The organism is Neisseria sp. Marseille-Q2251 (assembly GCF_940793045.1).
Lineage (GTDB): Bacteria > Pseudomonadota > Gammaproteobacteria > Burkholderiales > Neisseriaceae > Neisseria.
Map to the genome: position 1 here is coordinate 23564 of NZ_CALNWV010000013.1, position 26874 is coordinate 50437.

Genomic DNA, 26874 nt, shown 5'->3' on the forward strand with positions numbered 1-26874 from the left:
ATTGCTTTTCGGAGTGTATATGAACTATTCGTTTACCGAGAAAAAACGTATCCGTAAGAGTTTTGCAAAACGAGAGAACGTATTGGACGTTCCCTTTTTGTTGGCAACACAAATTGATTCTTATGCGAAATTTCTGCAATTAGAAAATGCTTTTGATCAGCGTACTGACGATGGTCTGCAGGCTGCATTTAATTCTATTTTCCCTATCGTAAGCCACAATGGTTATGCGCGTTTGGAGTTTGTGCATTACACGTTGGGTGAGCCTTTGTTCGATATTCCTGAATGTCAATTGCGCGGAATCACTTATGCAGCCCCCCTGCGCGCGCGTATCCGACTGGTTATTTTAGACAAGGAAGCGTCTAAACCGACAGTCAAAGAAGTTCGTGAAAATGAAGTATACATGGGCGAAATCCCATTGATGACTCCAAGCGGTTCGTTTGTCATTAACGGTACCGAACGTGTAATTGTTTCTCAGTTGCACCGTTCTCCCGGTGTGTTCTTTGAGCATGACCGTGGTAAAACCCATTCCTCCGGTAAATTGTTGTTCTCTGCCCGAATCATTCCTTACCGTGGTTCGTGGTTGGATTTCGAATTTGACCCGAAAGATTTGCTGTATTTCCGCATCGACCGTCGCCGTAAAATGCCGGTTACGATTTTGTTGAAGGCTTTGGGCTACAACAATGAGCAGATCTTGGATATTTTCTACGATAAAGAAACGTTCTATCTGTCTGAAAATGGTGCTCAAACCGATTTGGTTGTAGGTCGTCTGAAAGGTGAAACTGCCAAAGTTGATATCTTGGATAAAGAAGGCAACGTATTGGTTGCTAAAGGTAAACGCATTACCGCAAAAAATATCCGTGATATTAGCAATGCGGGATTAACCCGTTTGGATGTGGAGCCGGAAAGCTTGATTGGCAAAGCTTTGGCCGCGGATTTGATTGATCCTGAAACGGGTGAAGTATTGGCTGTGGCCAATGATGAAATCACTGAAGAGTTGTTGGCAAAATTTGATATCCATGGTGTAAAACAGCTTACTACGCTTTACATTAATGAATTGGATCAGGGTGGCTATATTTCCAATACTCTGCGCACTGATGAGACTGCTGATCAGCAAGCAGCGCGTGTTGCGATTTACCGCATGATGCGCCCGGGCGAGCCGCCTACCGAGGAAGCTGTCGAGCAATTGTTTAACCGCTTGTTCTTCAGTGAGGACAGCTACGATTTGTCTCGCGTAGGCCGTATGAAATTCAATACGCGTACTTATGAACAAAAATTGTCTGAAGCACAACAGCAGTCTTGGTATGGCCGTTTGTTGAATGAAACTTTTGCAGGCGCTGCCGAAAAAGGCGGTTATGTTCTGAGCGTCGAAGATATTGTTGCCTCAATTGCTACTTTGGTTGAATTGCGTAACGGTCATGGCGAAGTGGACGATATTGACCACTTGGGCAACCGTCGTGTGCGTTCGGTAGGTGAGTTGACTGAAAACCAATTCCGCAGTGGTTTGGCTCGCGTGGAACGTGCTGTAAAAGAACGCCTGAATCAAGCGGAATCAGAAAACTTAATGCCGCATGATTTGATTAATGCGAAACCTGTTTCTGCTGCCATCAAAGAATTCTTCGGCTCAAGCCAATTGAGTCAGTTTATGGATCAGACCAACCCCTTGTCTGAAGTAACTCATAAACGCCGTGTATCTGCGTTGGGCCCGGGTGGTTTGACCCGTGAACGTGCGGGTTTCGAGGTGCGAGACGTGCATCCGACCCACTATGGCCGCGTATGTCCGATTGAAACGCCTGAAGGTCCGAACATCGGTTTGATTAACTCATTGTCCGTTTATGCGCGTACCAATGATTATGGTTTCTTGGAAACTCCTTACCGCCGCGTTATCGACGGCAAAGTAACCGAGGAAATCGATTACTTGTCTGCCATTGAAGAAGGCCGCTATGTGATTGCACAGGCGAATGCTGATTTGGACAAAGATGGTAATTTGATTGGTGACTTGGTCACTTGTCGTGAAAAAGGTGAAACCATTATGGCAACGCCTGACCGTGTGCAATATATGGACGTGGCAACCGGTCAAGTGGTATCCGTAGCGGCATCCCTGATTCCGTTCTTGGAACACGATGATGCGAACCGTGCATTGATGGGTGCCAACATGCAACGTCAGGCCGTACCGTGCCTGCGTCCTGAAAAACCGATGGTTGGTACCGGTATCGAGCGTTCTGTTGCCGTTGACTCTGCTACCGCAATCGTTGCCCGTCGCGGCGGTGTGGTTGAGTATGTTGATGCCAACCGTGTTGTGATTCGTGTTCATGACGATGAAGCGACTGCCGGTGAAGTGGGTGTCGATATTTACAACTTGGTTAAATTCACCCGTTCTAACCAGTCTACCAATATCAACCAACGTCCTGCCGTTAAAGCCGGCGACGTTTTGCAACGCGGCGATTTGATTGCTGACGGCGCATCCACCGATTTGGGCGAATTGGCTCTGGGTCAAAACATGACCATCGCCTTCATGCCGTGGAACGGTTATAACTATGAAGACTCGATTCTGATTTCCGAAAAAGTGGCTGCGGACGACCGCTATACTTCGATTCACATTGAGGAATTGAATGTCGTTGCCCGCGATACCAAGCTGGGTGCAGAAGATATCACCCGCGATATTCCGAACTTGTCCGAGCGTATGCAAAACCGTTTGGACGAATCCGGTATCGTTTATATTGGTGCGGAAGTGGAAGCAGGCGATGTGTTGGTAGGTAAAGTAACGCCTAAAGGCGAAACCCAACTCACTCCTGAAGAGAAACTGCTGCGCGCCATCTTTGGCGAAAAAGCATCCGACGTAAAAGACACCTCGTTGCGTATGCCTACTGGCATGAGCGGTACGGTTATCGACGTTCAAGTCTTTACTCGCGAAGGTATCCAACGCGACAAACGTGCTCAATCCATTATTGATTCCGAGCTGAAACGTTACCGTCAAGACTTGGGCGACCAGTTGCGTATTTTTGATAACGATGCATTCGACCGTATTGAGCGCATGATCGTCGGTCAAAAAGCCAACGGCGGTCCAATGAAGCTGGCTAAAGGCAGTGAAATCACTACCGAATATCTGGCGGGTTTGCCTAGCAAACACGATTGGTTCGATATCCGTTTGGCTGATGAAGATTTGGCCAAACAATTAGAACTGATTAAATTGAGTCTGCAACAAAAACGCGAAGAAGCGGACGAGTTGTACGAAATCAAGAAGAAAAAACTGACTCAAGGCGACGAATTGCAGCCTGGCGTACAAAAAATGGTGAAAGTCTTTATCGCCATCAAACGCCGTCTGCAAGCCGGTGACAAAATGGCGGGCCGCCACGGTAACAAAGGTGTGGTATCGCGCATTCTGCCTGTAGAAGACATGCCTTATATGGCGGACGGTCGTCCTGTGGACATCGTATTGAACCCGTTGGGCGTACCTTCCCGTATGAACATCGGTCAGATTTTGGAAGTTCACTTGGGTTGGGCGGCAAAAGGTATCGGCGAGCGTATCGACCGTATGCTGAAAGAGCAACGTAAAGCCAGCGAGCTGCGCGAGTTCTTGAACAAACTCTACAACGGCAGCGGTAAGAAAGAAGATTTGGACGCTCTGACTGATGAAGAAATTATCGAACTGGCTTCCAACCTGCGTAAAGGCGCATCTTTTGCATCGCCGGTGTTTGACGGTGCGAAAGAATCCGAAATCCGCGAAATGCTGAATTTGGCTTATCCAAGCGATGATCCTGAAGTCGAAAAACTGGGCTTTAACGACAGCAAAACCCAAATCACGCTGTATGACGGACGCTCTGGCGAACCGTTTGACCGCAAGGTAACAGTAGGTGTGATGCACTATCTGAAACTGCACCACTTGGTTGACGAAAAAATGCACGCGCGCTCTACCGGTCCGTACAGTCTGGTTACTCAACAGCCTCTGGGCGGTAAAGCTCAGTTCGGTGGCCAACGTTTCGGTGAGATGGAGGTTTGGGCGCTGGAAGCATACGGCGCAGCCTACACACTGCAAGAGATGTTGACCGTGAAGTCCGACGACGTAACAGGTCGTACCAAAATGTACGAGAACATCGTCAAAGGCGAACACAAAATCGATGCCGGTATGCCTGAGTCCTTCAACGTATTGGTTAAAGAGATTCGCTCACTGGGCTTGGATATCGATTTGGAACGTTACTAAACAGAAGTTTTCAGACGATCTCTCTGGGTCGTTTGAAAAAGCGGTTGCAGAATAAGAATGAATGAATCGAAATCTGAAAATATCAGGTCGTCTGAAACCGCAACGTACCGTTTCCAATATCGAAAATCCGCCACGCGGTAAAAATACTTCCTTCAAGGAGCAAAAATGAATTTGTTGAACTTATTTAATCCGTTGCAAACTGCCGGCATGGAAGAAGAGTTTGATGCCATCAAAATCGGCATTGCTTCTCCCGAAACCATCCGCTCATGGTCTTACGGCGAAGTTAAAAAGCCCGAAACCATCAACTATCGTACGTTCAAACCTGAGCGTGACGGTCTGTTCTGCGCCAAAATCTTTGGTCCGGTCAAAGACTACGAATGCTTGTGCGGAAAATATAAACGCTTGAAATTTAAAGGTGTAACCTGTGAAAAATGTGGCGTTGAAGTGACTTTGTCCAAAGTACGCCGCGAACGCATGGGTCATATCGAATTGGCCGCACCTGTGGCACACATTTGGTTCTTGAAATCTCTGCCTTCTCGTTTGGGCATGGTGTTGGACATGACTTTGCGCGACATCGAGCGCGTATTGTACTTTGAAGCTTTTGTTGTGACCGACCCCGGCATGACTCCGCTGCAACGCCGTCAATTGCTGACTGAAGATGACTACTACAACAAACTGGACGAATACGGCGACGATTTCGATGCCAAAATGGGTGCGGAAGGTATCCGCGAATTGTTGCGCACTTTGGATGTAGCAGGCGAAATCGAAATCCTGCGCCAAGAGCTTGAGTCGACCGGTTCAGATACCAAAATCAAAAAAATCGCCAAACGCTTGAAAGTGTTGGAAGCCTTCCATCGTTCCGGCATGAAACTGGAGTGGATGATTATGGACGTGCTGCCGGTATTGCCGCCTGATTTGCGTCCTCTGGTTCCGTTGGACGGTGGTCGTTTTGCCACTTCCGATTTGAACGATTTATACCGTCGCGTCATCAATCGTAACAATCGTCTGAAACGCCTGCTGGAACTGCACGCTCCTGACATCATTGTTCGCAATGAAAAACGTATGTTGCAAGAAGCGGTTGACTCGCTGTTGGATAACGGCCGTCGCGGTAAAGCCATGACCGGCGCCAACAAACGTCCGCTGAAATCGTTGGCCGACATGATTAAAGGTAAGGGCGGTCGTTTCCGTCAAAACCTGCTGGGTAAACGTGTGGACTATTCAGGTCGTTCCGTGATTACCGTAGGTCCATACCTGCGTCTGCACCAATGCGGTCTGCCGAAAAAAATGGCTTTGGAACTGTTCAAACCGTTCATTTTCCATAAACTGGAAAAACAAGGTCTGGCTTCTACCGTTAAAGCAGCGAAAAAATTGGTAGAGCAAGAAGTACCTGAAGTATGGGATATCTTGGAAGAAGTCATTCGTGAACATCCGATTATGCTGAACCGTGCGCCGACCCTGCACCGTTTGGGTATTCAAGCGTTTGAACCCATCCTGATTGAAGGTAAAGCCATTCAGTTGCATCCGTTGGTATGTGCCGCGTTTAACGCCGACTTTGACGGTGACCAAATGGCGGTACACGTTCCATTGAGCTTGGAAGCGCAAATGGAAGCGCGTACCCTGATGCTGGCTTCAAACAACGTATTGTCTCCTGCCAACGGCGAACCGATTATCGTACCTTCCCAAGACATCGTATTGGGCCTGTACTACATGACCCGCGACCGCATCAATGCCAAAGGTGAGGGCAGTCTGTTTGCTGATGTGAAAGAAGTGCATCGTGCATACCATACCAAACAAGTTGAGCTGGGTACGAAAATCACCGTACGTCTGCGTGAATGGGTGAAAAATGAAGCCGGCGAATTCGAGCCTGTCGTTACCCGCTACGAAACGACTGTCGGTCGTGCATTGTTGAGCGAAATCCTGCCTAAAGGCCTGCCGTTTGAATACATCAATAAGGCGTTGAAGAAAAAAGAAATTTCCAAGCTGATTAACGCATCGTTCCGCCTGTGCGGCTTGCGCGATACGGTTATTTTCGCCGACCACTTGATGTATACCGGTTTCGGATTCGCAGCCAAAGGCGGTATTTCCATTGCTGTTGACGACATGGAAATTCCGAAAGAAAAAGCAGCCTTGTTGGCTGAAGCCAATGCCGAGGTTAAAGAAATCGAAGACCAATACCGCCAAGGTTTGGTCACCAATGGCGAACGCTACAACAAAGTGGTGGATATTTGGGGTCGTGCCGGCGATAAAATCGCTAAAGCGATGATGGACAACTTGTCCAAACAAAAAGTTATCGACCGTGACGGCAACGAAGTCGATCAAGAGTCATTCAACTCCATCTATATGATGGCAGACTCTGGTGCCCGTGGTTCTGCGGCTCAGATTAAACAGTTGTCCGGTATGCGTGGTTTGATGGCTAAACCTGACGGCTCGATTATTGAAACGCCGATTACCTCAAACTTCCGCGAAGGTTTGACCGTATTGCAATACTTTATTGCGACCCACGGTGCGCGTAAGGGTTTGGCGGATACCGCATTGAAAACCGCGAACTCCGGTTACCTGACCCGTCGTCTGGTGGACGTAACTCAAGACTTGGTCGTTGTTGAAGACGATTGTGGCACTTCAGACGGCTTTGTCATGAAGGCAGTCGTACAAGGCGGTGATGTGATTGAAGCATTGCGTGATCGTATTTTGGGTCGTGTTACAGCGTCTGACGTTGTCGATCCGTCAAGCGGCGAGACCTTGGTTGAAGCCGGTACGTTGTTGACTGAAAAACTGGTGGATATGATTGACCAATCCGGTGTTGATGAAGTCAAAGTACGTACTCCGATTACCTGTAAAACCCGTCATGGCTTGTGCGCACACTGTTACGGTCGTGACTTGGCACGCGGCAAACTGGTTAATGCCGGTGAAGCAGTCGGCGTGATTGCAGCTCAGTCTATCGGTGAACCGGGTACCCAGTTGACCATGCGTACGTTCCACATCGGTGGTGCGGCATCCCGTGCGGCAGCAGCCAGCCAAGTTGAAGCCAAATCCAACGGTACGGCACGATTCAGCAGCCAAATGCGTTATGTTGCCAACAACAAAGGCGAATTGGTTGTCATCGGCCGCTCTTGCGAAGTCGTTATCCATGATGACATCGGTCGTGAGCGCGAACGCCACAAAGTGCCTTACGGTGCGATTTTGATGGTTCAAGATGGTGAAGCCATTAAAGCAGGTCAAACGTTGGCAACCTGGGATCCGCATACCCGTCCGATGATTACCGAACACGCAGGTTGGGTGAAATTCGAGAACGTGGAAGAGGGCGTAACCGTTGCCAAACAAACTGACGATGTAACTGGTTTGTCCACTTTGGTAGTTATTGACGGCAAACGCCGCTCCGGCAGCGCATCCAAACTGCTGCGTCCGACAGTGAAACTGTTGGATGAAAACGGTCTGGAAATCTGCATTCCGGGTACCTCCACCCCGGTATCTATGGCATTCCCTGTGGGTGCAGTGATTACCGTGCGCGAAGGTCAGGAAGTCGGTAAAGGTGACGTATTGGCGCGTATCCCGCAAGCCTCTTCCAAAACCCGCGATATTACCGGTGGTCTGCCGCGCGTTGCCGAGTTGTTTGAAGCACGTGTACCGAAAGATGCGGGTATGTTGGCAGAAATCACCGGTACAGTTTCATTCGGTAAAGAGACCAAAGGCAAACAGCGTCTGATTATCACTGATGTAGACGGCGTAGCATACGAGACTTTGATTTCTAAAGAGAAACAAATTCTGGTGCATGACGGTCAAGTGGTAAACCGCGGTGAAACCATCGTGGACGGAGCTGTTGATCCGCATGATATTCTGCGTTTGCAAGGTATCGAAGCACTGGCGCGTTATATCGTTCAAGAAGTGCAAGAGGTTTACCGTCTGCAAGGTGTGAAGATTTCCGATAAACACATCGAAGTCATCATCCGTCAGATGCTGCGTCGTGTGAATATTGTCGATTCAGGTGAAACCGAATTCATTACCGGTGAGCAAGTCGAACGCGGTGATGTCATGACAGCCAATGAAAAAGCTTTGGAAGAAGGCAAAGAACCGGCACGTTACGAAAACGTATTGTTGGGTATTACCAAAGCCTCCTTGTCAACCGACAGCTTCATTTCTGCCGCATCGTTCCAAGAGACGACCCGCGTTCTGACTGAAGCCGCCATCATGGGCAAACAAGACGAGTTGCGCGGCCTGAAAGAGAACGTAATTGTAGGTCGTCTGATTCCTGCCGGTACCGGTTTGACCTACCACCGCAGCCGCCGCCAGCAATGGCAAGAAGCGGAGCAAGAAACTTCCGAAATCGAAGCAGCAGATGAATAATCCGTAGGATATTTGTTTGAAAGAAAACCGCAAGCCAACACAGCTTGCGGTTTTCTTTTTCAGACGACCTGTGTGGCTTGTCAGGGTTGTTGTGAAAAGTGCGGTAGGAAGGGTGGCTCCAAAGAGTTGCGAACCGACTCATTTTTGATAAAGGTCGTTTGAAATAGGGAGCGCAGAGTTTGAGAACTCTTTATCCATTTCAGACGACCTTAGTTGCTAAATAGTTCTTAGTAAATACAAAATACCAACTTTTCTCTACCGTTTGCTTGACTAAACTCTTGCAATAAAAATATAATTCCACTCTTGCCGACATGGTGTCGGCAAGTATTTAACTCAACAGGACGAGAAAATATGCCAACTATCAACCAATTGGTACGCAAAGGCCGTCAAAAGCCTGTGTACGTAAATAAAGTGCCTGCACTGGAAGCTTGCCCGCAAAAACGCGGCGTGTGCACCCGTGTATACACGACTACCCCTAAAAAACCTAACTCTGCATTGCGCAAAGTATGTAAAGTTCGCCTGACCAACGGTTTTGAAGTGATTTCATACATCGGCGGTGAAGGCCACAACCTGCAAGAGCACAGCGTCGTACTGATTCGCGGCGGTCGTGTAAAAGACTTGCCGGGTGTGCGTTACCACACTGTACGCGGTTCTTTGGATACTGCAGGTGTTAAAGACCGTAAACAAGCCCGTTCTAAATACGGTGCTAAGCGTCCTAAATAATTACAGGGGCTTAAATAGGCACGTCGGCCACCTAAGCTGAATAACGGCCGAGTAAGTGAATGCTCTTTTGGGTATTCATGGGAATTGACCCAACTGAATAGATTAAAGGAAATTAAAATGCCAAGACGTAGAGAAGTCCCCAAGCGTGATGTATTGCCTGATCCTAAATTCGGCAGCGTCGAGCTGACTAAATTCATGAACGTATTGATGATTGACGGTAAGAAATCCGTTGCCGAACGTATCGTTTACGGTGCGCTGGAGCAAATCGAGAAAAAAACCGGCAAAGCAGCAATCGAAGTATTCAACGAAGCCATTGCAAACGCCAAACCTATCGTGGAAGTGAAAAGCCGCCGTGTAGGTGGTGCAAACTACCAAGTTCCTGTTGAGGTTCGTCCTTCACGCCGTCTGGCTCTTGCAATGCGCTGGGTTCGCGATGCGGCCCGCAAACGTGGTGAGAAATCCATGGACCTGCGTTTGGCAGGCGAGTTGATTGATGCATCCGAAGGTCGCGGTGGTGCGTTGAAAAAACGTGAAGAAGTACACCGCATGGCTGAAGCCAACAAAGCATTCTCTCACTTCCGTTTCTAATTTTGAAAGGCTAATAAAATGGCTCGTAAGACCCCGATCAGCCTGTACCGCAACATCGGTATTTCCGCTCATATCGACGCGGGTAAAACCACTACTACAGAACGTATTTTGTTCTATACCGGTTTGACCCACAAATTGGGCGAGGTGCATGACGGTGCGGCTACTACCGACTACATGGAACAAGAGCAAGAGCGTGGTATTACCATTACTTCTGCTGCCGTGACTTCCTACTGGTCCGGTATGGCGAAACAATTCCCAGAACACCGTTTCAACATCATCGACACCCCGGGACACGTTGACTTTACCGTAGAGGTAGAGCGTTCTATGCGTGTATTGGACGGTGCGGTAATGGTTTACTGCGCGGTGGGTGGTGTTCAGCCGCAATCTGAAACCGTATGGCGTCAAGCTAACAAATACCAAGTACCACGCTTGGCGTTTGTAAATAAAATGGACCGTCAAGGTGCCAACTTCTTCCGCGTTGTTGAGCAAATGAAAACCCGTTTGCGCGCAAACCCTGTACCTATCGTCATTCCGGTAGGTGCAGAAGACAGCTTCAGCGGCGTTGTTGATCTGTTGAAAATGAAATCTATCATTTGGAACGAAGCTGACAAAGGTACAACCTTTACCTATGGCGATATTCCTGCCGAATTGGTTGAAACTGCTGAAGAATGGCGTCAAAACATGATTGAAGCCGCGGCAGAAGCCAGCGAAGAATTGATGGATAAATACTTGGGCGGCGACGAGCTGACTGAGGAAGAAATCGTAGGCGGTTTGCGTCAACGTACTCTGGCAGGCGAAATCCAACCTATGTTGTGTGGTTCTGCATTTAAAAACAAAGGTGTTCAACGTATGTTGGACGCAGTTGTAGAATTGCTGCCTGCTCCTACCGATATTCCTCCTGTTCAAGGTGTTAACCCTAACACTGAAGAAGCCGACAGCCGTCAAGCCAGCGATGAAGAGAAATTCTCTGCATTGGCGTTCAAAATGTTGAACGACAAATACGTTGGTCAATTGACCTTTATCCGCGTTTACTCTGGCGTCGTGAAATCCGGTGATACCGTATTGAACTCAGTAAAAGGTACTCGTGAACGTATCGGCCGTTTGGTACAAATGACTGCTGCGGACCGTACTGAAATCGAAGAAGTACGCGCTGGTGATATTGCAGCCGCTATCGGTCTGAAAGACGTTACTACCGGTGAAACCTTGTGTGCAGAAAGCGCACCTATTATCTTGGAACGCATGGAATTCCCTGAGCCGGTAATCCATATTGCCGTTGAGCCGAAAACCAAAGCCGACCAAGAGAAAATGGGTATCGCCCTGAACCGTCTGGCTAAAGAAGACCCTTCTTTCCGCGTTCGTACAGACGAAGAGTCCGGTCAAACCATTATTTCCGGTATGGGTGAGCTGCACTTGGAAATTATTGTTGACCGTATGAAACGCGAATTCGGCGTGGAAGCGAATATCGGTGCGCCTCAAGTGGCTTACCGCGAAACCATCCGCAAAGAAGTTGAAGCCGAATACAAACACGCTAAACAATCCGGTGGTAAAGGTCAATACGGTCACGTTGTGATCAAAATGGAACCTATGGAGCCGGGTGGTGCAGGTTACGAATTTATCGACGAAATTAAAGGTGGTGTGATTCCTCGCGAATTCATTCCGTCTGTGGATAAAGGTATCCGCGATACCCTGCCTAACGGTATCGTTGCAGGCTACCCTGTAGTTGACGTACGCGTACGTTTGATCTTCGGTTCTTCACACGATGTCGACTCCTCTCAACTGGCCTTCGAATTGGCTGCTTCCCAAGCCTTCAAAGAAGGTATGCGTAAAGCCAATCCTGCTCTGCTTGAGCCAATCATGGCAGTTGAAGTGGAAACCCCTGAAGAATACATGGGTGACGTAATGGGCGACTTGAACCGTCGTCGCGGCGTCGTATTGGGTATGGATGATGACGGTATCGGCGGTAAAAAAGTCCGTGCCGAAGTACCTCTGGCAGAAATGTTCGGTTATTCGACCGACCTGCGTTCTGCAACCCAAGGCCGCGCTACTTACTCTATGGAGTTCAAGAAATATTCTGAAGCTCCTGCCCACATAGCTGCTGCTGTAACTGAAGCCCGTAAAGGCTAATCAGGCAAATAGGTCGTCTGAAAGGCTGAAATGATTTTTCAGACGGCCTCTGTTCTTTAATCGATCTTTAATGTAAAGGAATTAGCTCATGGCTAAGGAAAAATTTGAACGTAGCAAACCGCACGTAAACGTTGGCACCATCGGTCACGTTGACCATGGTAAAACCACCCTGACTGCTGCTTTGACTACTATTTTGGCTAAAAAATTCGGTGGTGCTGCAAAAGCTTACGACCAAATCGACAACGCTCCCGAAGAAAAAGCCCGCGGTATTACCATTAATACCTCACACGTAGAATACGAAACCGAAACCCGCCACTACGCACACGTAGACTGCCCGGGACACGCCGACTACGTTAAAAACATGATTACCGGTGCCGCACAAATGGACGGCGCAATCTTGGTATGTTCCGCTGCCGACGGTCCTATGCCGCAAACCCGCGAACACATCCTGTTGGCCCGCCAAGTAGGCGTACCTTACATCATCGTGTTCATGAATAAATGCGACATGGTTGACGATGCCGAACTGCTGGAACTGGTTGAAATGGAAATCCGTGACTTGCTGTCAAGCTACGACTTCCCAGGCGACGACTGCCCGATCGTACAAGGTTCTGCACTGAAAGCCTTGGAAGGCGACGCCGCTTACGAAGAAAAAATCTTCGAACTGGCTGCCGCATTGGACAGCTACATCCCGACTCCAGAGCGTGCCGTGGACAAACCGTTCCTGTTGCCTATCGAAGACGTATTCTCCATCTCCGGTCGCGGTACAGTAGTAACCGGCCGTGTAGAGCGCGGTGTCATCCACGTTGGTGACGAGATCGAAATCGTAGGTCTGAAAGAAACCCAAAAAACCACTTGTACCGGTGTTGAAATGTTCCGCAAACTGCTGGACGAAGGTCAAGCCGGTGACAACGTAGGCGTATTGCTGCGCGGTACCAAACGTGAAGAAGTGGAACGCGGTCAAGTATTGGCTAAACCGGGTACCATCACTCCGCACACCAAATTCAAAGCAGAAGTGTACGTATTGAGCAAAGAAGAGGGTGGTCGTCATACTCCGTTCTTCGCCAACTACCGTCCTCAATTCTACTTCCGTACTACCGACGTAACCGGCGCGGTTACTTTGGAAGAAGGTGTAGAAATGGTTATGCCTGGTGAGAACGTAGCCATCACTGTAGAACTGATTGCGCCTATCGCTATGGAAGAAGGTTTGCGCTTTGCGATTCGCGAAGGTGGACGTACCGTAGGTGCAGGTGTGGTTTCTTCTATCATCGCTTAATTGAAGGATATCGATAAATGGCAAACCAAAAAATCCGTATCCGCCTGAAAGCTTATGATTACAGCCTGATCGACCGTTCTGCTCAAGAAATCGTTGAAACTGCAAAACGTACCGGTGCCGTTGTAAAAGGTCCGATTCCGTTGCCGACTAAAATCGAACGTTTCAACATTCTGCGTTCTCCACACGTGAACAAAACTTCTCGTGAACAATTGGAAATCCGCACTCACTTGCGCCTGATGGACATCGTGGACTGGACTGACAAAACTACCGATGCACTGATGAAACTGGACTTGCCAGCCGGTGTTGATGTAGAAATTAAAGTTCAATAATCGCTGCTTTTGATAGAAAGCCGAATGGTTTATCCGTTCGGCTTTTTATTTTTTAACCCATTGAAGCATTTATGGTGGATTCAAATAGAAATAGGGCATTCTGTTGATTGGTATTTTGCACAATCGAGACTTCATGGATGGAATTGAGTTTTTGAATTTTATTAGGTCTTGCTTACTGTTAAAGACCGATATGTGCATCATTGGAAATCGGTTTGTATTTGTATGGGGAGCCGGTGTTCCGGTGTTAGATAAATAATTCTTTGAACACTTTCCGTGGGTAAAGCCTACGCGACGTTTTCTCCCTTTATTCAGGACAAAGGTTGTCTGAAAGCATAGGTGCAGCAGGTCAAAGAAACCATGTTGAGGTCGTCTGAAAACAGATGATTGGCGAAATTCATTTGAGCTTTTGCGAAACCTATATTGAAGTACGGCAAATTTTGATGGGTTATTGCGATTCGGCCAACTCTTGTCCAAAGGATGCAATAAGCTGGCGGTAAATTTGATAAGCTGATAAACGGTTGCGATTTTGGTATTTTTCATCCTCTTTTGCGGGGGAGAGGAATAGGGAAAATACGGAAATAGCGGAAATATAGTGGCTTAACTTTAAACCAGTACGGCGTTGCCTCGCCTTAGCTCAAAGAGAACGATTCTCTAAGGTGCTGAAGCACCAAGTGAATCGGTTCCGTACTATCTGTACTGTCTGCGGCTTCGTCGCCTTGTCCTGATTTAAAGTTAATCCACTATAAAATGAAACGGCTTTGCAGCAAGTTTATTGATACAAAAAGGTCGTCTGAAATCCGATTTTCGTTTTCAGACGACCTTTTGAGCAAATGATGGCGTTATTTGGGCTCTTGCGGCACATAACCTTGAACGGCATCTGCGCCGTCGCCGAAGAAATACTGTTCCATTTGTTGTGCCAGATATTCGCGTGCGCGTGGGTCGGCGAGGCTTAAACGGTTTTCGTTAATCAGCATGGTTTGGTGGCGTGTCCACGCATTCCAAGCTTCTTGGGATACATTTTCAAAAATACGCTTGCCTAATTCGTTGGGCAGCGGTGGGAATTTCATACCTTCGGCTTCTTTGCCGAGTTTGACGCAGTGAACCATACGGGTCATGGCGGTTTTCCTTAAAAACGGGGTTTCAGACGAGGCATATTTTAACGTATCGGCTGACGTTCGGAAAGGCAGGGCGGTTGCCTACCACATTGCTTTTCTGCGCAAAGGCTCGTTATGGTCGCCTTTGACCAGCTCCCAAATGGTCAGACCCATTTGCGGTCCGAGAAGCACATCTTGTGTCCGCACTCCCTCTCCTTCAGGAAAAATTTCGCCTTTATTGAAATGGCGGGTTTCACCGTCAAAGCTGGTGATTTTCCACATACCCGAAATCGGAACAGGCTCTTCCTCAACACCGATGATTTCCTGCGGCGCTTGGGTGTAGATCCGCTTGCCGTCCTTTTCTTCCACTTCCCAGCCGTCCCATCTTCTCGACCAATAATACATCTGTTCGCGAGTGATGCCGCCCATGTTTTCACGCGGATATTTTTCGCGTATCGGTTCTAAAGCGCGGTTTAGCGCAATGTAGTCCAAGGGTAGATCTTCGCGGATATCCCCTGTTTCGGGCAGGCTGCCGATTTTGAAAACTTTGATGCCGGCGATGTCGCGCAGAGTAATATTGGGATGATTTGCCAAAACAGGCTCTATCCTGCCTGCCGATAGCTGTCCGTAAAGTTCCCTACCGACCAGCGTGTACCAACTGATACTGCGGATATTGTAGTCATAGAAATCTGCCAAATAATCGGTCGTGACCGGAATCAGTCCTAAATTCTCGCGGCAAACCCCGTATTCATACGGCGCACCGTCGTGATAATTATGCGGTGGAATCGCTGCCAGCCCGATATAACCGTGGAAAACATCCAGTTTCTCTGAAATTTTGCCGACAAATTCATCCAGCTTTGCCAAATCTTGGGGGGAAGACAAAATTTCCAGTGGCAGGTTAAAAAGCAGAGTGCCTCTTGATATATCTGGATCGTTTGCAAAGTAGGCGGCAAAAGAGGTGATATTGAAATAATAGGATGCGCTGGTATTTGCATGATCGCTTTGCATTCCCCACATCACCTCTGGCGGATTCTCCTTCCGATTGTCCAACCACCGGTAGATTGTATCCCGTTCTTTCTGATATGATTTTTCGGTCAGTTTGACTTCCTTAATATCCCTATGACCTTTTTCGTGCCAAGCTATTGTCAGCTTGTCTTTCCCCCATTCGTAATAGAAATCCATCAAATCGGTTAAGGCATCGGCGACATCATCGCGGGTATTGAAATAGACCACGCCGCGTATGCCCAGTTGCAACAGGGTAAAGCCATGTTCGTTGTAACGTTTGGTGCGGTCGGCGGTGTAGCGGATGGCGGCGAGTTGCTTTTCGATGTCGCTCATGGAATGTCCTTATGGTGATATGACAGACGTCGTCTGAAAGAGTGTATAGTGGATTAACTTTAAACCATTACGGCGTTGCCTCGCCTTAGCTCAAAGAGAACGATTCTCTAAGGTGCTGAAGCACCAAGTGAATCGGTTCCGTACTATCTGTACTGTCTGCGGCTTCGTCGCCTTGTCCTGATTTAAATTTAATCCACTATAGCGTTTTCAGACGACCTTTACCGCAAAGTAGGATTATTCGGCATGAATGTGGGTTGAACGGACTGAGATGGCAGGGATGAGGTCGTCTGAAAACCGTGTCCGGCTTTTCAGCATAACCAATCCGCCTGTCGGTACGACCTTTCGCTTACGCCTCAAACATATCCAGCCAAATCCGCCAGCTCTTGTCGATATTGGCACAGCAAACCATAGCGCGGGTTCTATCCGCAAAGCAGATGTCAGCACAAATACCCGATTCAGACTGACGGACGGAAAATCTCGCGGGCAAAGCCCACGCTACGGGGTTCGGTTATCTCAAGTGAGTTTTGATGAATAAAGGTCGTCTGAAACCCGTGTCCGGCTTTGCAGCATCACCAGCCCGCCTGTTGATGCGACCTTCCACTTACGCTTCAAACGTATCCAGCCAAATCCGCCAGCTCTCGTCGGTATCGGCACAGCAAACCGTAGCGCGGGTTCTACCCGCGAAGCAGATGTCAGTACAAATACCCGATTCAGACTGACGGACGGCAAATCTCGCGGGCAAAGCCCACGCTACGGGGTTCGGTTATCTCAAGTGAGTTTTGATGAATAAAGGTCGTCTGAAAACCGCGTTCGGCTTTGCAGTATCACCAGCCTGCCTGTTGGCACGACTTTGCGCTTACGCCTCAAACGTATCCAGCCAAATCCGCTGGCTCTCGTCGGTATCGGTACAACAAACCGTAGCGCGGGTTCTACCCGCGAAGCAGATGTCAGTACAAATACCCGATTCAGACTGACGGACGGAAAATCCCGCGGGCAAAGCCCATGCTACGGGGTTCGGTTATCTCAAATGTGTTTTGATGAATAAAGGTCGTCTGAAAACCATGTCCGGTTTTGCAGTATAACCAGATAGCCTGTTGACGCGACTTTTCACTTACGCTTCAAACGTATCCAGCCAAATCCGCCAGCTCTCGTCGGTATCGGCACAGACGGTCAGGGTTTCGCTGTTTTCGATGCTTTGGAACGACAGGCTGCGGGCGTGGAGCATGAGGCGGGTGGTGCCGAGGTGGGCGGCGGTGGCGTGGTTTTGGCGCAGGTCGCCGTAGTTGGTGTCGCCGACGATGGGGTGGAAGATGTGTTTCATGTGGCGGCGGAGTTGGTGTTTGCGGCCTGTGTGCGGGATGAGTTCTGCCCACGAGTAGCGCGAGGTCGGGTAGCGGGCGGCGGATTGGAAGGGCAATTCGGTGCGTGCAAGGCAGCGGTATCGGGTTTGGGCTTCTTGGAGGGTGGCTTCGGTTTGGGATTCGGCGATTTTGTCGGGCTGATATTTGAGGGGGTAGTCGATGAGTCCGTCGTCGGGCAAATATCCGCGCACGATTGCCCAGTAGGTTTTGTGTGTGGTTTTTTGTTCGAACTGCTGCGTCAGCAGGCGGGCGGCTTCGGGGTCAAGGGCAAACAGGAGGACGCCGGATGTGGGGCGGTCGAGGCGGTGGGCGGGATAGACGTGTTGTCCGATTTGGTCGCGCAGGGTTTGCATGACGAACTGTGTTTCGTGGCGGTCGAGCCAGCTTCGGTGGACAAGCATTCCGGCGGGTTTGTTGACGGCGATGGTGCGGCTGTCGCGGTAGAGGATGTCGAGCATGGCGGGATGTGGGCGGAAATGGGGGATTGTAACGCAAGCGGTCGCGGCTGCAACGGCAATCTTGAGGCAGAAACGCATAATTCGTTCAAATAAGGAACACTTGCTGCCGTTCATGTTTGCGTTTTCAGACGACCTCGGGTTCTGTCGGTTACAATGTGGGGGTTCAACAAGATGAAGGAAAAACTGTGAGCCTGCTCAAAAAACTGCCCAAGCCTATGCTGACCGATGAGGCGCGCCGCGAGATTCAGGCGCGGGAGTCGTATCATGTTTTGAAGATTATTTCGGAATTTGTCGAGGCGGGCGAGGAGCTGCGGGCAATTCAACCTGCGGTCAGCATTTACGGCAGCGCGCGCACGCCGGAAAATCATCCCGATTATGAATTTACGCTGCGTCTGGCGCGCAAGCTTTCGGATGCCGGTTTTTCCGTCATTTCGGGCGGCGGGCCGGGGATTATGGAAGCAGCGAACAAGGGCGCGTTTGCGGGCGCAAGCCCTGCGGTCGGGCTGAATATCGTGTTGCCGCACGAGCAAAAAGCCAATCCGTATCAGGATTTGTCCATCAAGTTCCAACATTTCTTCCCGCGCAAAGTGATGTTTGTGAAACACGCGGTCGCGTATGTCGTCATGCCCGGCGGCTTCGGCACGCTGGACGAATTGTTTGAAAGCCTGACGCTGGTTCAGACGGGCAAAACGCCCGACCGACCGATTATCTTGGTGGGCAAGGATTTCTGGTCGGGCTTGTTGGACTGGATACGCAAAGAGCTGCTCGGGCGCGGGCTAATTTCGGAAGCGGATATGGATTTAATCCGACTGATTGACGGCGAAGACGAAATCATCGAAGAAATCTTCGCGCATTACGAAAACCGTTTGGAAGATTTTTCCGAAGGCGTCAACGCGTGGTCGCTCGGATTGTGATGGGCTGAGAGGTCGTCTGAAAACCTTCCGAATCTCGCGGGTTGCGTTGAAATCAAGACAAGCGGCAACGCCGTATCGGTTTCCAGTTAATCCACTATAGAATCGTTTCAGACGACCCCTGCCTATTTCGGTACAATATCTTTTCTCTTCGCCGCAAGGCTACCACGCCGCTGCGAATATTCCCTTTATCCAATCCACCCGACCCAACCGTTCATGACCGATACCGCTCAAATCATTACCAGCTACGGACGCCGCTACATCGTGCGCACGCCCGACGGCAAAACCTACGAAGCCAGCACGCGTAAAAAGCGGGTGGACTTCGCCTGCGGCGACCGCGTGCATATCCAAACCGTCAACGCCGAACAAGCCGTCATCGAAGACTACCTGCCGCGCGAAAGCCTGCTTTACCGCCAAGACGCTTGGAAAACCAAGCTCATCGCCGCCAACGTCAGCCAGCTCCTTATCGTTACCGCCGCCGTTCCCTCTCCCAGTGAAGCCCTGCTGCAACGCGCCCTCCTAGCCGCCGAAGCCGCGGGCATCCAAGCCGTCATCGTCCTGAACAAAGCCGACCTGCCCGAAACCGCCCTCTGGCGCGAAAAACTCAAATTCTACGAAACGCTCGGTTATCCCGTTATCGAAACCCGCGCGCTGGAAAACGCCGACATCCTGCGCCCCGTCCTGCAAGGGCATACCAACATCCTGCTCGGACAAAGCGGCATGGGCAAATCCACCCTGACCAACGCCCTCCTGGGCAACCAAACCGCCCGCACCGGCGACATCTCCACCGCGCTCGACTCCGGCAAACACACCACCACCCACGCCCAGCTTTACGATTTAAACGAAGAAACCCAATTAATCGACTCCCCGGGTTTGCAAGAATTCGGCCTGCACCACCTCCAAGCCGCCGACCTGCTGCAATATTTCCCCGACCTGCGCCACCTCGCCGGACAATGCCGCTTCCACAACTGCACCCACCGCGCCGAACCCGGCTGCGCCGTCAAAGCCGCCGCCGAAGCAGGCGGAGCCAAGCCCGAACGCATCGAGTTTTTGCAACGGATAACGGATGAGTTGTTGAGATAGGGATAGGCAATCGGAATTGTCTTTGTGGAATAAGAAATGTCGTCTGAAAACTTGGAAACCGGTTTTCAGACGACGTTTTTGTTGGCGATTGAATCATTCATTTTGGTATGGTCGAGCAGGCAGGAAGGACGGTATCAGGAGGCAGCAAGCTGTAATGCTTGCAGCGAGTTGTAGCGTGGGCTTTGCCCACGAGAAAAAAACGGTTGGGTTATGGTTCGGTTTGTGGTTTGATTGATAGATTTCATGGGCGAAGCCCACGCTACGGTTTGGAGGTGGGCTTTAGGTTTAATTTAAACCGACACGGCGTTGCCTCTCGGTTATCCGTCACACATTCTGCTGTTTTGCTCAAAAAGGTCGTCTGAAAAGAGCGAATCGTAGCGTGGGCTTTGCCCACGAAAAAACGGCTCGGATTATGGTTCGGCTTGGGGGTGATTGATAGATTTCGTGGGCAAAGCACACGCTACGGATTGGTGGTGGGTCTAGGGTTTAATTCAAATCGCTACGGTTTTGCTGTCTGTTTTTTTTAAAGGACTTGTGCCTTGAGTCAAACCTTGCCTGTCCAATCAAACGTTTCCAAGAAATCAGGCAGTTCGGAGAGGCTGTCGAGCATGGCGAGATGCGGGGCGGTGTTCAACATGGCGGCGGAGTGCGCGCCTGTAGTGAGGGCGACGGCGTGGGCTTTGGCGTTGGCTGCCATTTCCAAGTCGTGGGTCGTATCGCCGACAACCAAAGTTTCCTGCGGCGTTAGCCCTAATTCGTCGCAGAGTTTGAAAATCATGTCGGGCGCGGGTTTGGAGGCTTGCTCGCTGGCGCAGGTGGTCGCCATCCAAAAATCGGCTGTACCGGTTTGCGCGATGGAGCGGTCGAGTCCTATCCTGCCTTTACCCGTGGCGACGGCGAGCCAGTAGCCTTGGTTTTGCAGGGTGTGCAGGCAGGGCAGGGCTTCGGGGAAGAGCGTCATGTTGTGGTTGTTGGGGTTGAGATAGTGTGCGGCGTAGGTTTCCGCCAATTCTTCACGCATGTGTTCGCCGGCATGAGGGGCGAGGCGGCGGATGATTTCGGGCAGGCTGTAACCGATGAGGGCGCGGACGGCATCGTCATCGGGGATGGGCATGCCGCAGTCGGCAAAACTTTGTTGGAAGGTGCGGATAATCGGGCGCGTCGTGTCTGCCAGCGTTCCGTCCCAGTCGAAGATAATCAGTTTAGGTTTCATCGTGCGCTTTCTTTCAGACGACCTTTGGGCAAGATATAGTGGCTTAACTTTAAACCAGTACGGCGTTGCCTCGCCTTGCCGTACTATCTGTACTGTCTGCGGCTTCGTTGCCTTGTCCTGATTTAAATTTAATCCACTATAGAAAAATCATAGCAGAAAAACGGATGTCTGCCTGCTTACAGATTGATGCAAACTTTAAAAATCATGCCTGAATTCAAACGCTAAGGGCGGATGAATTTGGGCAAAGGGGTCGTCTGAAAAGTTTCAGACGACCCCTTTTTATGGGTTTTCTTATTGAAGAACATGAAGGAGGGCGGTGTCCCGATTTTCTGCTTTCCGGCTTATCTTTTCATTTTGTGAAAAATGATGGGCTGCTCCGGCGCGCGGGTCAGTTGGCGCGGCAGCGTCAACATTGCCAATATCCAAACGCTCAATGCGTAAAGAAATATCCCGCCTTGCCGCATGCCGCCCAATGCCGCGCTGCCCAGTAATGATTCCAAGATAATCACGACCAAAGCCGCCGCACACGCCGCCGCGCCGCTTAAAAACAGGGCGTAGTGGAAATGGCGGCGCATCATTTTTTTGTAGGCGAGTTTGGTCAGTCCGCCCGCGATAATCAGGTTGAAAAAGCCGAATACGCCGCAGATAAACCAAACGATGGCGTCATCCCAGCCCGCTACTTGCCGCAACTGCCCGTTTTGGAAGGTCAGCAGCAGTCCGGAATGGCGGAACAGCCCGACTGTGATGATTTCGTGCAGCAGCAATGCCAGAGGCAGAGTCAGGAAAATCAGGGCAATCAGCAGCGGGCGGTAGGGTTTTTCTTGGGTGAGGTACATGATGGATAGGGAAGGGGGTGGATGAGGTGCGGCGTCTGTGTGGGATGCTGTCGGCGTGCCTTAATTCAGTATCTGCCGCACTTGTTTCAAAACCTGCCAAGCTTTTGCTTTGAGCTGCGGTTGGCGCAGCAGGCGGGCAGGGTGGGGAAGGATGAAGCGGGGCGTGTTGCCGCAGAGGGTGTCTATTAATGGGGCAAGCTCGGGTTTTTCAAAGATTTGACCCACCAATAACACGGCCTTCGCCTGCGTATCGGCCAGCTCTCGGGCAAGCTGTGGCAGCTCGGCTTGGATTTGTTTGTCAGTAGGATGCGGACTGAAAACGGGCGCTGCTTTGACCCAACTGGTTTTATAGGCTTGTTGGGGCGTCAGGTGGATGGCGGCAAGCATATTGTCGAGCAGGACGCCGACCGCGCCGTGAAAGAGCTGTCCGTGCAGACTGTCTTCGGTTGCGGGGCAGATGCTGATGATGATGACTTCGGACGGACGCGCTTCGGTTTGCAGGCGCGGGAGGTCGTCTGAAACGGTTGCAGTGGCGGCTTTGGCGGTATCTTCGGGTGCGGAGTTGATCCGTGCAGACGGAGCCGGCGCGTCAACCGGCGCAGCAGTCGGCGGTACGGGAGGCGTTGCCGCTGCGGGGGCGGTTTTTTCGTGTTGAACTGCCGCCATCGCCGCCATACGGGCATGATGTGCCGATGCGGAAATCGTGCGGACGGCTTCGGCAACTTGGGCGGCGGCAGGTTTTTGCGGCTGGGCAACGGGTGCATCGCCTGCGGGCGGGATGACTTTGGCGTTACGGTTCAGCCACATCGGGCCTAAGCCTAATGCCTGATGCAAGTGGAGATAGCGGCTGCTTAACATGTTTTTTCCATCAATACGGCGTCTTCATGCCCGCCTTCGGGCAGGGAATAGTAATGTTTGCGGATGCCGACCTCGGTAAAGCCGTATTTGAGATACAGCGATTGGGCGGCGGTATTGCCTGCGCGGACTTCCAACAACAGGCGCGTGATACCGGCGGTTTGGGCGTGGTGGAACCAATGTTCCAAAAGCGCAGCGGCAATGCCTTGGCGGCGGTATTTGGGGGCGGTGGCAATCAAATGAAGCTCGGATTCATCCAATATATCCTGCCACACGATAAAGCCGCTGATGACGCCGTCGGTCTCGCAGACCCATAGTTTATCCGTACTCTGCGCCAATGCGGAGGCGAATTGTTTGGCAGACCAAGGCGACGGGTTGCCGACTGCATCAATGGCGGCAAGGGCAGGGCAGTCGTCTGAAAAAGCGGGGCGGATATTCATGCCTGTGCTTTCCGTTCTGCCTGCTCTTTGGCGGTCAGGGCGACTTTGTTGCGGACATAAAGCAATTCGGCGTGCGCGGCATCGGACGCGGGATAACGCCCGTTGAGTGCCAGCTTGAGATAGTCGAAAGCGGCAGGCATTTGCGGCGTACCGGCAAAGGGCGGAGCATCAGTCAGCGCAAACGCATTGCCTATGCCGCCGGTAAACGCACGGCCTTCGGGTTCGACAATTTCATCCGTTTTGCCCACCTGATAATCGCCGAGCCGTCGGTGTGCGCCCGTGTCGAACCATGCGTAAAACACTTCGCCCATACGCGCGTCGGTCGCCGCCAGTACGCAGCTTTGTTCGGGCAACAGATACGCCGCCGCATCTAGACAGGGGATGCCGATTAAGGGCGTGCCAAACGGCGTCGCCAAACCTTGCGCCACGCCTGTCCCGATACGCAAACCGGTAAACGCGCCGGGACCTTGTGCATAAACGATGACGCCCAAATCCGCCGCCGCAATACCGGTTTGTTCAAACAAAATACGAATCTGCGGCAGGATCAAATCGGATTGCTTTGTGCCGACATCTTCATGAAACGAAACAATCTGTCCATCGGTTTGCAACGCGAGGGACAGGTAGGAAGTGCTGGTGTCGATGGCAAGGACGGGTCGTCTGAAATTGGCTTGCATGGCGTGTTCTTCAAGATAAAAATTTCAGGATGGATTATAGCATTGTCGTCTTGATTCATGCCCGATAGGGTTTTCAGACGACCTCGATGACGTTTCAACACTTTAGAAAAGGACTGTCTCGAAACTTGAGCAGGGCAGGGACAGGCAAACCGCCATCAAACCGATTCCTCAGTTCAGATTCACTTTGCGCAGAATGAATGGTCAATTTGCACTCAATAGGATTGACGACAATCGGCTGACAGTTTTAAAATAAATTTAAGAATCGTTATTATTTTCACATAATCAGGAGAAAATTCATGGCAAAAAAAGTCAGCATTTTAGTAGGCAGCCTGCGTAAAGGCTCGTTCGCCCGCAAAGTGGCGCAAAACGTCATCCCCATGTTCCCCGAAGGCTACGAAGCCCAAATCGTCGAAATCGGCGGCTTGCCGCTCTACAATTTCGACTACGACGACCCCGCCGAAACCGACTTCCCCACGCCCGAAAGCTATACCGCCTTCCGCCAAACCATCAAAGCCTCCGACGGCGTATTGTTCGTTACCGCCGAAAACAACCGCACCATCCCCGCCTGCCTGAAAAACGCAGTAGACATCGGCTCCAAACCCAACGCCGACGTCGCATGGAAAAACACGCCCGCAGGCATCATCAGCCATTCCGTCGGCAAAATGGGCGGTTACAGCTCGCAAAAAAACCTGCGCCTTGCCTTGTCCTACTTCAATATGCCGCTGACCGGACAGCCCGAAGTCTTCCTCGGCAACTCCCCCACCTTATTTGACGACAACGGCAAACTCATCGAATCGGCACGTAGCTTCGTTCAAGGCTACATCGACCAACTCGTCGCCCTTATCGAGAAGAACCCCAAATAAAACCAACAGAAAAACTGTTGACTGTTAGAAAATAGCTGACTTTCTAAACATCAAAGGTTTAATGCAGAAAAGGTCGTCTGAAATCTAAAGTTTCAGACGACCTTTCTTTTAAATAAATAACATTCGAGAAGGCACACATCAAAGCTCGTCTGAAAGAAACAACGCCAACAAAACACCATTCAGACGACCCATTAGCCGGTTATCCCATTCGCTTTACCCACCACATCATTCAAGCTACTATACGAACCATGATGTCATTTAAAATGCGCTGCCATAAGCCTTATGGCAGACAAAAAGGAAAAAAATGAAAAAAATATTTAGGGTTTTGGGCTTGGTCGTTTTAGTCGCCGCTCTTCCGGTTCTATCAATCTATGCTTCTTCAATAAAAGAAATCTTCAATCAAAAGGATGATTTTTTTGTGGACACCGATCAGGAACGCTCGTTTTCATTTATGCTAAACAACTATTCCGACCGGGGTGTAACGATTTTTTATCAACAGGTCGGGCAAACATGGCATCTAGGTGGGATCAGTCCTTATGCAGAGGAAGGGGGTGGGCAGTGTTGCGTTTCCATCCCCCGCTGGCATGAGGGGATGACGCTGCCACTGACTTTGATGATAAGCACGGATACAAATGAATTTGAAGAGCGTAACGTTGATGCCAAGGTAGATAAATTTACCGATGAAGACAATGGATTATTGCAGTTTCACATTTTGCCGGATTATTCAGTGCGTGTATTAATTTCAAGTTACGGTAGGCAGAGGCCGGAAAATCCCATGCATCAGTTTCATGAAACTTTGAAAAAAGATAACGAAGCATACCGTAAGGAAAATCCGGATTTTTGAATTAAGATGGGGTGAAATGATGAGTAAAGCTAAACTGGTATTCTATACCAACGAGTCGAATACTAAATAATTTGATGGTTATATTGGCTTGAGTTCCACGTTACTTGCTTTTCAGAATAATGAATGCAGGGTGAATTAAGTCGGCCTCAAGAGAAAGGAAGCTTAATAAGAATAGAAGAAAATGGGCAAAACCATTACCAGGGCAATTATGATTAAATGATCAAGGAAGAAAGAAATGGCAAAGCTTATATATGAATTAAATCAATCTGGGAAATTTTCAGCTTTTTATTTAGATCAAGATAAATTTAGTTATTTCGGATTTTGTGACTCAACAAGATTAAGTTTAGATTTTATACCTGGATTTGAAATAGAAGCAAAAAGTACGAAATTAAAAAACCATCATATACTACTGACTAATGCAACAACCATTTTAGTAGATAAAAAGTTAGCTGATTTTTTAATAAATAAATATAATCAAGAAATTCAGATAATTCCAATTGATTTGGTATGTAAAGATACTATTCTGTCGGATAAATATTTTCTAATTAATTCGTTGCATACTGAAAATATAATTAATGAACAAGAATCAGAAAGAATTTATATCGATGAGAATACTTCGTTTTTATCATCAGATAATATGAAATTAAATGACAATTCACTGAAAATTATAGGTATTGGTAGGCATAACAACCCACTACATTCAACGAAGTTATTTTTTTCTGATGAATTAATATCTGAATTACATGAATATGGGTTTGATAGAGGATTTATATTTGCTTAGTTAATCTTAGCTTGGATCAAGATTCAATGTATTAATAAAGGTCATCAACAGACTGATTCTAAGTAAATATAGTTTGTATGACTTCTTGATTTGTATATAGGGCGAATACAAGCATATATCTAAATAGGAGACTGCTTTGTTTTACTAAAAAAGGTCGTCTGAAAACCTCCATTCAGACGACCTTTCTACCGTTTATCCCATTTGCTTTACCGTTGATGCCATTCAAGTTACCATACGAACCTCATTGTCATCTTTAAATTTAACGCCATGACTGCCCGCCAATCCTACCACCTCACCTTCGCCCGTTTCTCCCCGTCCCTCTCCGTTCGTTCTTTCACCGCCTCCGAAGCCGCCAATACAGCCTACCGCGTAGAAATCACCGCCACCTCCACCGATTCCTCCCTGCCGCTGTCTTCCTACCTCAACCAGCGCGCAGCGTTTGAAATCCGTCCGCAGGAGGCCGTATTGTCCGAAGTCGCCGCCGCTTTTTCAGCCGGTTCGGACGACGCTCCGGCGAAACAATGGCAGGGCATTATTACTTCATGCG

The 26874-nt window shown here is 49.6% G+C and carries 23 protein-coding genes; 15 read left to right on the forward strand and 8 right to left on the reverse strand.

Translation table 11 applies throughout. The features are described 5' to 3' along the window. The first annotated feature begins 19 nt into the window (after positions 1-19). The 7 genes from rpoB to rpsJ all read left to right on the forward strand — a co-directional run bounded on the left by rpoB (position 20) and on the right by rpsJ (position 13576). The gene (rpoB, locus tag AAG834_RS06640) at positions 20-4198 is read left to right on the forward strand and encodes a DNA-directed RNA polymerase subunit beta (RefSeq protein ID WP_342031640.1); all 4179 of its coding nucleotides are present in this window, start codon (positions 20-22) and stop codon (positions 4196-4198) included. Positions 4199-4363: 165 nt separating this feature from the next. Then, a complete protein-coding gene (rpoC, locus tag AAG834_RS06645) occupies positions 4364-8539 on the forward strand; it encodes a DNA-directed RNA polymerase subunit beta' (protein WP_342031641.1) in 4176 nt (1391 codons plus the stop codon). Positions 8540-8890: 351 nt separating this feature from the next. Continuing rightward, positions 8891-9262, forward strand: a complete 372-nt coding sequence (rpsL, locus tag AAG834_RS06650) for a 30S ribosomal protein S12 (RefSeq protein ID WP_002218431.1) — start codon at positions 8891-8893, stop codon at positions 9260-9262. Between the two features lie 117 nt (positions 9263-9379). After that, positions 9380-9850, forward strand: a complete 471-nt coding sequence (gene rpsG / locus AAG834_RS06655; RefSeq protein WP_003745196.1) for a 30S ribosomal protein S7 — start codon at positions 9380-9382, stop codon at positions 9848-9850. A gap of 18 nt (positions 9851-9868) precedes the next feature. Then, positions 9869-11974 carry an elongation factor G gene (gene fusA, locus AAG834_RS06660; protein ID WP_074895260.1) on the forward strand — a complete coding sequence of 702 codons (2106 nt, stop codon included), beginning with the start codon at positions 9869-9871 and terminating at the stop codon, positions 11972-11974. A gap of 88 nt (positions 11975-12062) precedes the next feature. Further along, complete coding sequence (gene tuf / locus AAG834_RS06665) at positions 12063-13247, forward strand: elongation factor Tu (protein WP_003742643.1); 1185 nt, start codon at positions 12063-12065, stop codon at positions 13245-13247. Positions 13248-13264: 17 nt separating this feature from the next. After that, positions 13265-13576, forward strand: a complete 312-nt coding sequence (rpsJ, locus tag AAG834_RS06670) for a 30S ribosomal protein S10 (RefSeq protein WP_002642322.1) — start codon at positions 13265-13267, stop codon at positions 13574-13576. Between the two features lie 839 nt (positions 13577-14415). Here the strand turns inward: rpsJ and AAG834_RS06675 are convergent. Next, positions 14416-14691, reverse strand: coding sequence for an oxidative damage protection protein (locus AAG834_RS06675; protein WP_003762149.1), 276 nt, complete (start codon positions 14689-14691; stop codon positions 14416-14418). 81 nt (positions 14692-14772) lie between these two features. Beyond that, positions 14773-16008, reverse strand: coding sequence for a type VI immunity family protein (locus AAG834_RS06680; protein WP_342031642.1), 1236 nt, complete (start codon positions 16006-16008; stop codon positions 14773-14775). A gap of 527 nt (positions 16009-16535) precedes the next feature. Between AAG834_RS06680 and AAG834_RS06685 the strand changes: the two genes are divergently transcribed. Then, entirely contained in the window at positions 16536-16727 is a 192-nt protein-coding gene (locus AAG834_RS06685) for a hypothetical protein (RefSeq protein WP_342031643.1), read from the forward strand. A gap of 63 nt (positions 16728-16790) precedes the next feature. Continuing rightward, positions 16791-16982, forward strand: a complete 192-nt coding sequence (locus AAG834_RS06690) for a hypothetical protein (RefSeq protein WP_342031644.1) — start codon at positions 16791-16793, stop codon at positions 16980-16982. 137 nt (positions 16983-17119) lie between these two features. Here the strand turns inward: AAG834_RS06690 and truC are convergent, their stop codons facing one another. Continuing rightward, positions 17120-17827, reverse strand: coding sequence for a tRNA pseudouridine(65) synthase TruC (gene truC / locus AAG834_RS06695; RefSeq protein WP_342031655.1), 708 nt, complete (start codon positions 17825-17827; stop codon positions 17120-17122). A gap of 185 nt (positions 17828-18012) precedes the next feature. On the opposite strand from truC, the gene AAG834_RS06700 reads away from it, so the two are divergent. Both AAG834_RS06700 and rsgA read left to right on the forward strand, forming a co-directional pair. Continuing rightward, positions 18013-18741, forward strand: coding sequence for an LOG family protein (locus AAG834_RS06700; RefSeq protein WP_039404238.1), 729 nt, complete (start codon positions 18013-18015; stop codon positions 18739-18741). Between the two features lie 213 nt (positions 18742-18954). Next, entirely contained in the window at positions 18955-19821 is an 867-nt protein-coding gene (gene rsgA, locus AAG834_RS06705) for a ribosome small subunit-dependent GTPase A (protein ID WP_342031645.1), read from the forward strand. Positions 19822-20365: 544 nt separating this feature from the next. On the opposite strand, the gene AAG834_RS06710 is transcribed toward rsgA, so the two are convergent. From AAG834_RS06710 to tsaB, 5 genes are all read right to left on the reverse strand, one after another. After that, positions 20366-21034 (reverse strand): HAD-IA family hydrolase, encoded by a 669-nt coding sequence (locus AAG834_RS06710; protein WP_342031646.1) that lies wholly within the window; start codon positions 21032-21034, stop codon positions 20366-20368. Positions 21035-21375: 341 nt separating this feature from the next. Then, entirely contained in the window at positions 21376-21870 is a 495-nt protein-coding gene (locus AAG834_RS06720; protein WP_003763765.1) for a hypothetical protein, read from the reverse strand. A 60-nt stretch (positions 21871-21930) separates the two neighbouring features. Next, positions 21931-22728, reverse strand: coding sequence for a uracil-DNA glycosylase family protein (locus tag AAG834_RS06725; protein WP_342031647.1), 798 nt, complete (start codon positions 22726-22728; stop codon positions 21931-21933). Beyond that, positions 22722-23165 carry a ribosomal protein S18-alanine N-acetyltransferase gene (gene rimI, locus AAG834_RS06730; protein ID WP_342031648.1) on the reverse strand — a complete coding sequence of 148 codons (444 nt, stop codon included), beginning with the start codon at positions 23163-23165 and terminating at the stop codon, positions 22722-22724. The genes AAG834_RS06725 and rimI overlap by 7 nt, the downstream gene beginning before the upstream one ends. After that, on the reverse strand, positions 23162-23839 hold the full coding sequence (gene tsaB, locus AAG834_RS06735; protein WP_342031649.1) for a tRNA (adenosine(37)-N6)-threonylcarbamoyltransferase complex dimerization subunit type 1 TsaB: 678 nt from the start codon (positions 23837-23839) through the stop codon (positions 23162-23164). The genes rimI and tsaB overlap by 4 nt, the downstream gene beginning before the upstream one ends. Before the next feature lie 296 nt (positions 23840-24135). On the opposite strand from tsaB, the gene AAG834_RS06740 reads away from it, so the two are divergent. The 4 genes from AAG834_RS06740 to AAG834_RS06755 all read left to right on the forward strand — a co-directional run. After that, positions 24136-24702 carry an NADPH-dependent FMN reductase gene (locus AAG834_RS06740; protein ID WP_342031650.1) on the forward strand — a complete coding sequence of 189 codons (567 nt, stop codon included), beginning with the start codon at positions 24136-24138 and terminating at the stop codon, positions 24700-24702. Between the two features lie 304 nt (positions 24703-25006). Then, entirely contained in the window at positions 25007-25546 is a 540-nt protein-coding gene (locus AAG834_RS06745; protein WP_342031651.1) for a DUF3304 domain-containing protein, read from the forward strand. Between the two features lie 235 nt (positions 25547-25781). Continuing rightward, positions 25782-26327 carry a hypothetical protein gene (locus AAG834_RS06750; protein ID WP_342031652.1) on the forward strand — a complete coding sequence of 182 codons (546 nt, stop codon included), beginning with the start codon at positions 25782-25784 and terminating at the stop codon, positions 26325-26327. A gap of 267 nt (positions 26328-26594) precedes the next feature. Then, positions 26595-26874, forward strand: a 280-nt coding sequence (locus tag AAG834_RS06755; RefSeq protein WP_342031653.1) for a hypothetical protein, incomplete at its 3' end; no start/stop codon positions are given.

Bases quoted from the DNA above. Each gene is read 5' to 3' on its own strand.
- rpoB (WP_342031640.1), top strand. From the start codon at position 20: ATGAACTATTCGTTTACCGAGAAAAAACGTATCCGTAAGAGTTTTGCA.
- rpoC (WP_342031641.1), top strand. From the start codon at position 4,364: ATGAATTTGTTGAACTTATTTAATCCGTTGCAAACTGCCGGCATGGAA.
- rpsL (WP_002218431.1), top strand. From the start codon at position 8,891: ATGCCAACTATCAACCAATTGGTACGCAAAGGCCGTCAAAAGCCTGTG.
- rpsG (WP_003745196.1), top strand. From the start codon at position 9,380: ATGCCAAGACGTAGAGAAGTCCCCAAGCGTGATGTATTGCCTGATCCT.
- fusA (WP_074895260.1), top strand. From the start codon at position 9,869: ATGGCTCGTAAGACCCCGATCAGCCTGTACCGCAACATCGGTATTTCC.
- tuf (WP_003742643.1), top strand. From the start codon at position 12,063: ATGGCTAAGGAAAAATTTGAACGTAGCAAACCGCACGTAAACGTTGGC.
- rpsJ (WP_002642322.1), top strand. From the start codon at position 13,265: ATGGCAAACCAAAAAATCCGTATCCGCCTGAAAGCTTATGATTACAGC.
- AAG834_RS06675 (WP_003762149.1), bottom strand. From the start codon at position 14,691: ATGACCCGTATGGTTCACTGCGTCAAACTCGGCAAAGAAGCCGAAGGT.
- AAG834_RS06680 (WP_342031642.1), bottom strand. From the start codon at position 16,008: ATGAGCGACATCGAAAAGCAACTCGCCGCCATCCGCTACACCGCCGAC.
- AAG834_RS06685 (WP_342031643.1), top strand. From the start codon at position 16,536: ATGAATAAAGGTCGTCTGAAACCCGTGTCCGGCTTTGCAGCATCACCA.
- AAG834_RS06690 (WP_342031644.1), top strand. From the start codon at position 16,791: ATGAATAAAGGTCGTCTGAAAACCGCGTTCGGCTTTGCAGTATCACCA.
- truC (WP_342031655.1), bottom strand. From the start codon at position 17,827: ATGCTCGACATCCTCTACCGCGACAGCCGCACCATCGCCGTCAACAAA.
- rsgA (WP_342031645.1), top strand. From the start codon at position 18,955: ATGACCGATACCGCTCAAATCATTACCAGCTACGGACGCCGCTACATC.
- AAG834_RS06710 (WP_342031646.1), bottom strand. From the start codon at position 21,034: ATGAAACCTAAACTGATTATCTTCGACTGGGACGGAACGCTGGCAGAC.
- AAG834_RS06720 (WP_003763765.1), bottom strand. From the start codon at position 21,870: ATGTACCTCACCCAAGAAAAACCCTACCGCCCGCTGCTGATTGCCCTG.
- AAG834_RS06725 (WP_342031647.1), bottom strand. From the start codon at position 22,728: ATGTTAAGCAGCCGCTATCTCCACTTGCATCAGGCATTAGGCTTAGGC.
- rimI (WP_342031648.1), bottom strand. From the start codon at position 23,165: ATGAATATCCGCCCCGCTTTTTCAGACGACTGCCCTGCCCTTGCCGCC.
- tsaB (WP_342031649.1), bottom strand. From the start codon at position 23,839: ATGCAAGCCAATTTCAGACGACCCGTCCTTGCCATCGACACCAGCACT.
- AAG834_RS06740 (WP_342031650.1), top strand. From the start codon at position 24,136: ATGGCAAAAAAAGTCAGCATTTTAGTAGGCAGCCTGCGTAAAGGCTCG.
- AAG834_RS06745 (WP_342031651.1), top strand. From the start codon at position 25,007: ATGAAAAAAATATTTAGGGTTTTGGGCTTGGTCGTTTTAGTCGCCGCT.
- AAG834_RS06750 (WP_342031652.1), top strand. From the start codon at position 25,782: ATGGCAAAGCTTATATATGAATTAAATCAATCTGGGAAATTTTCAGCT.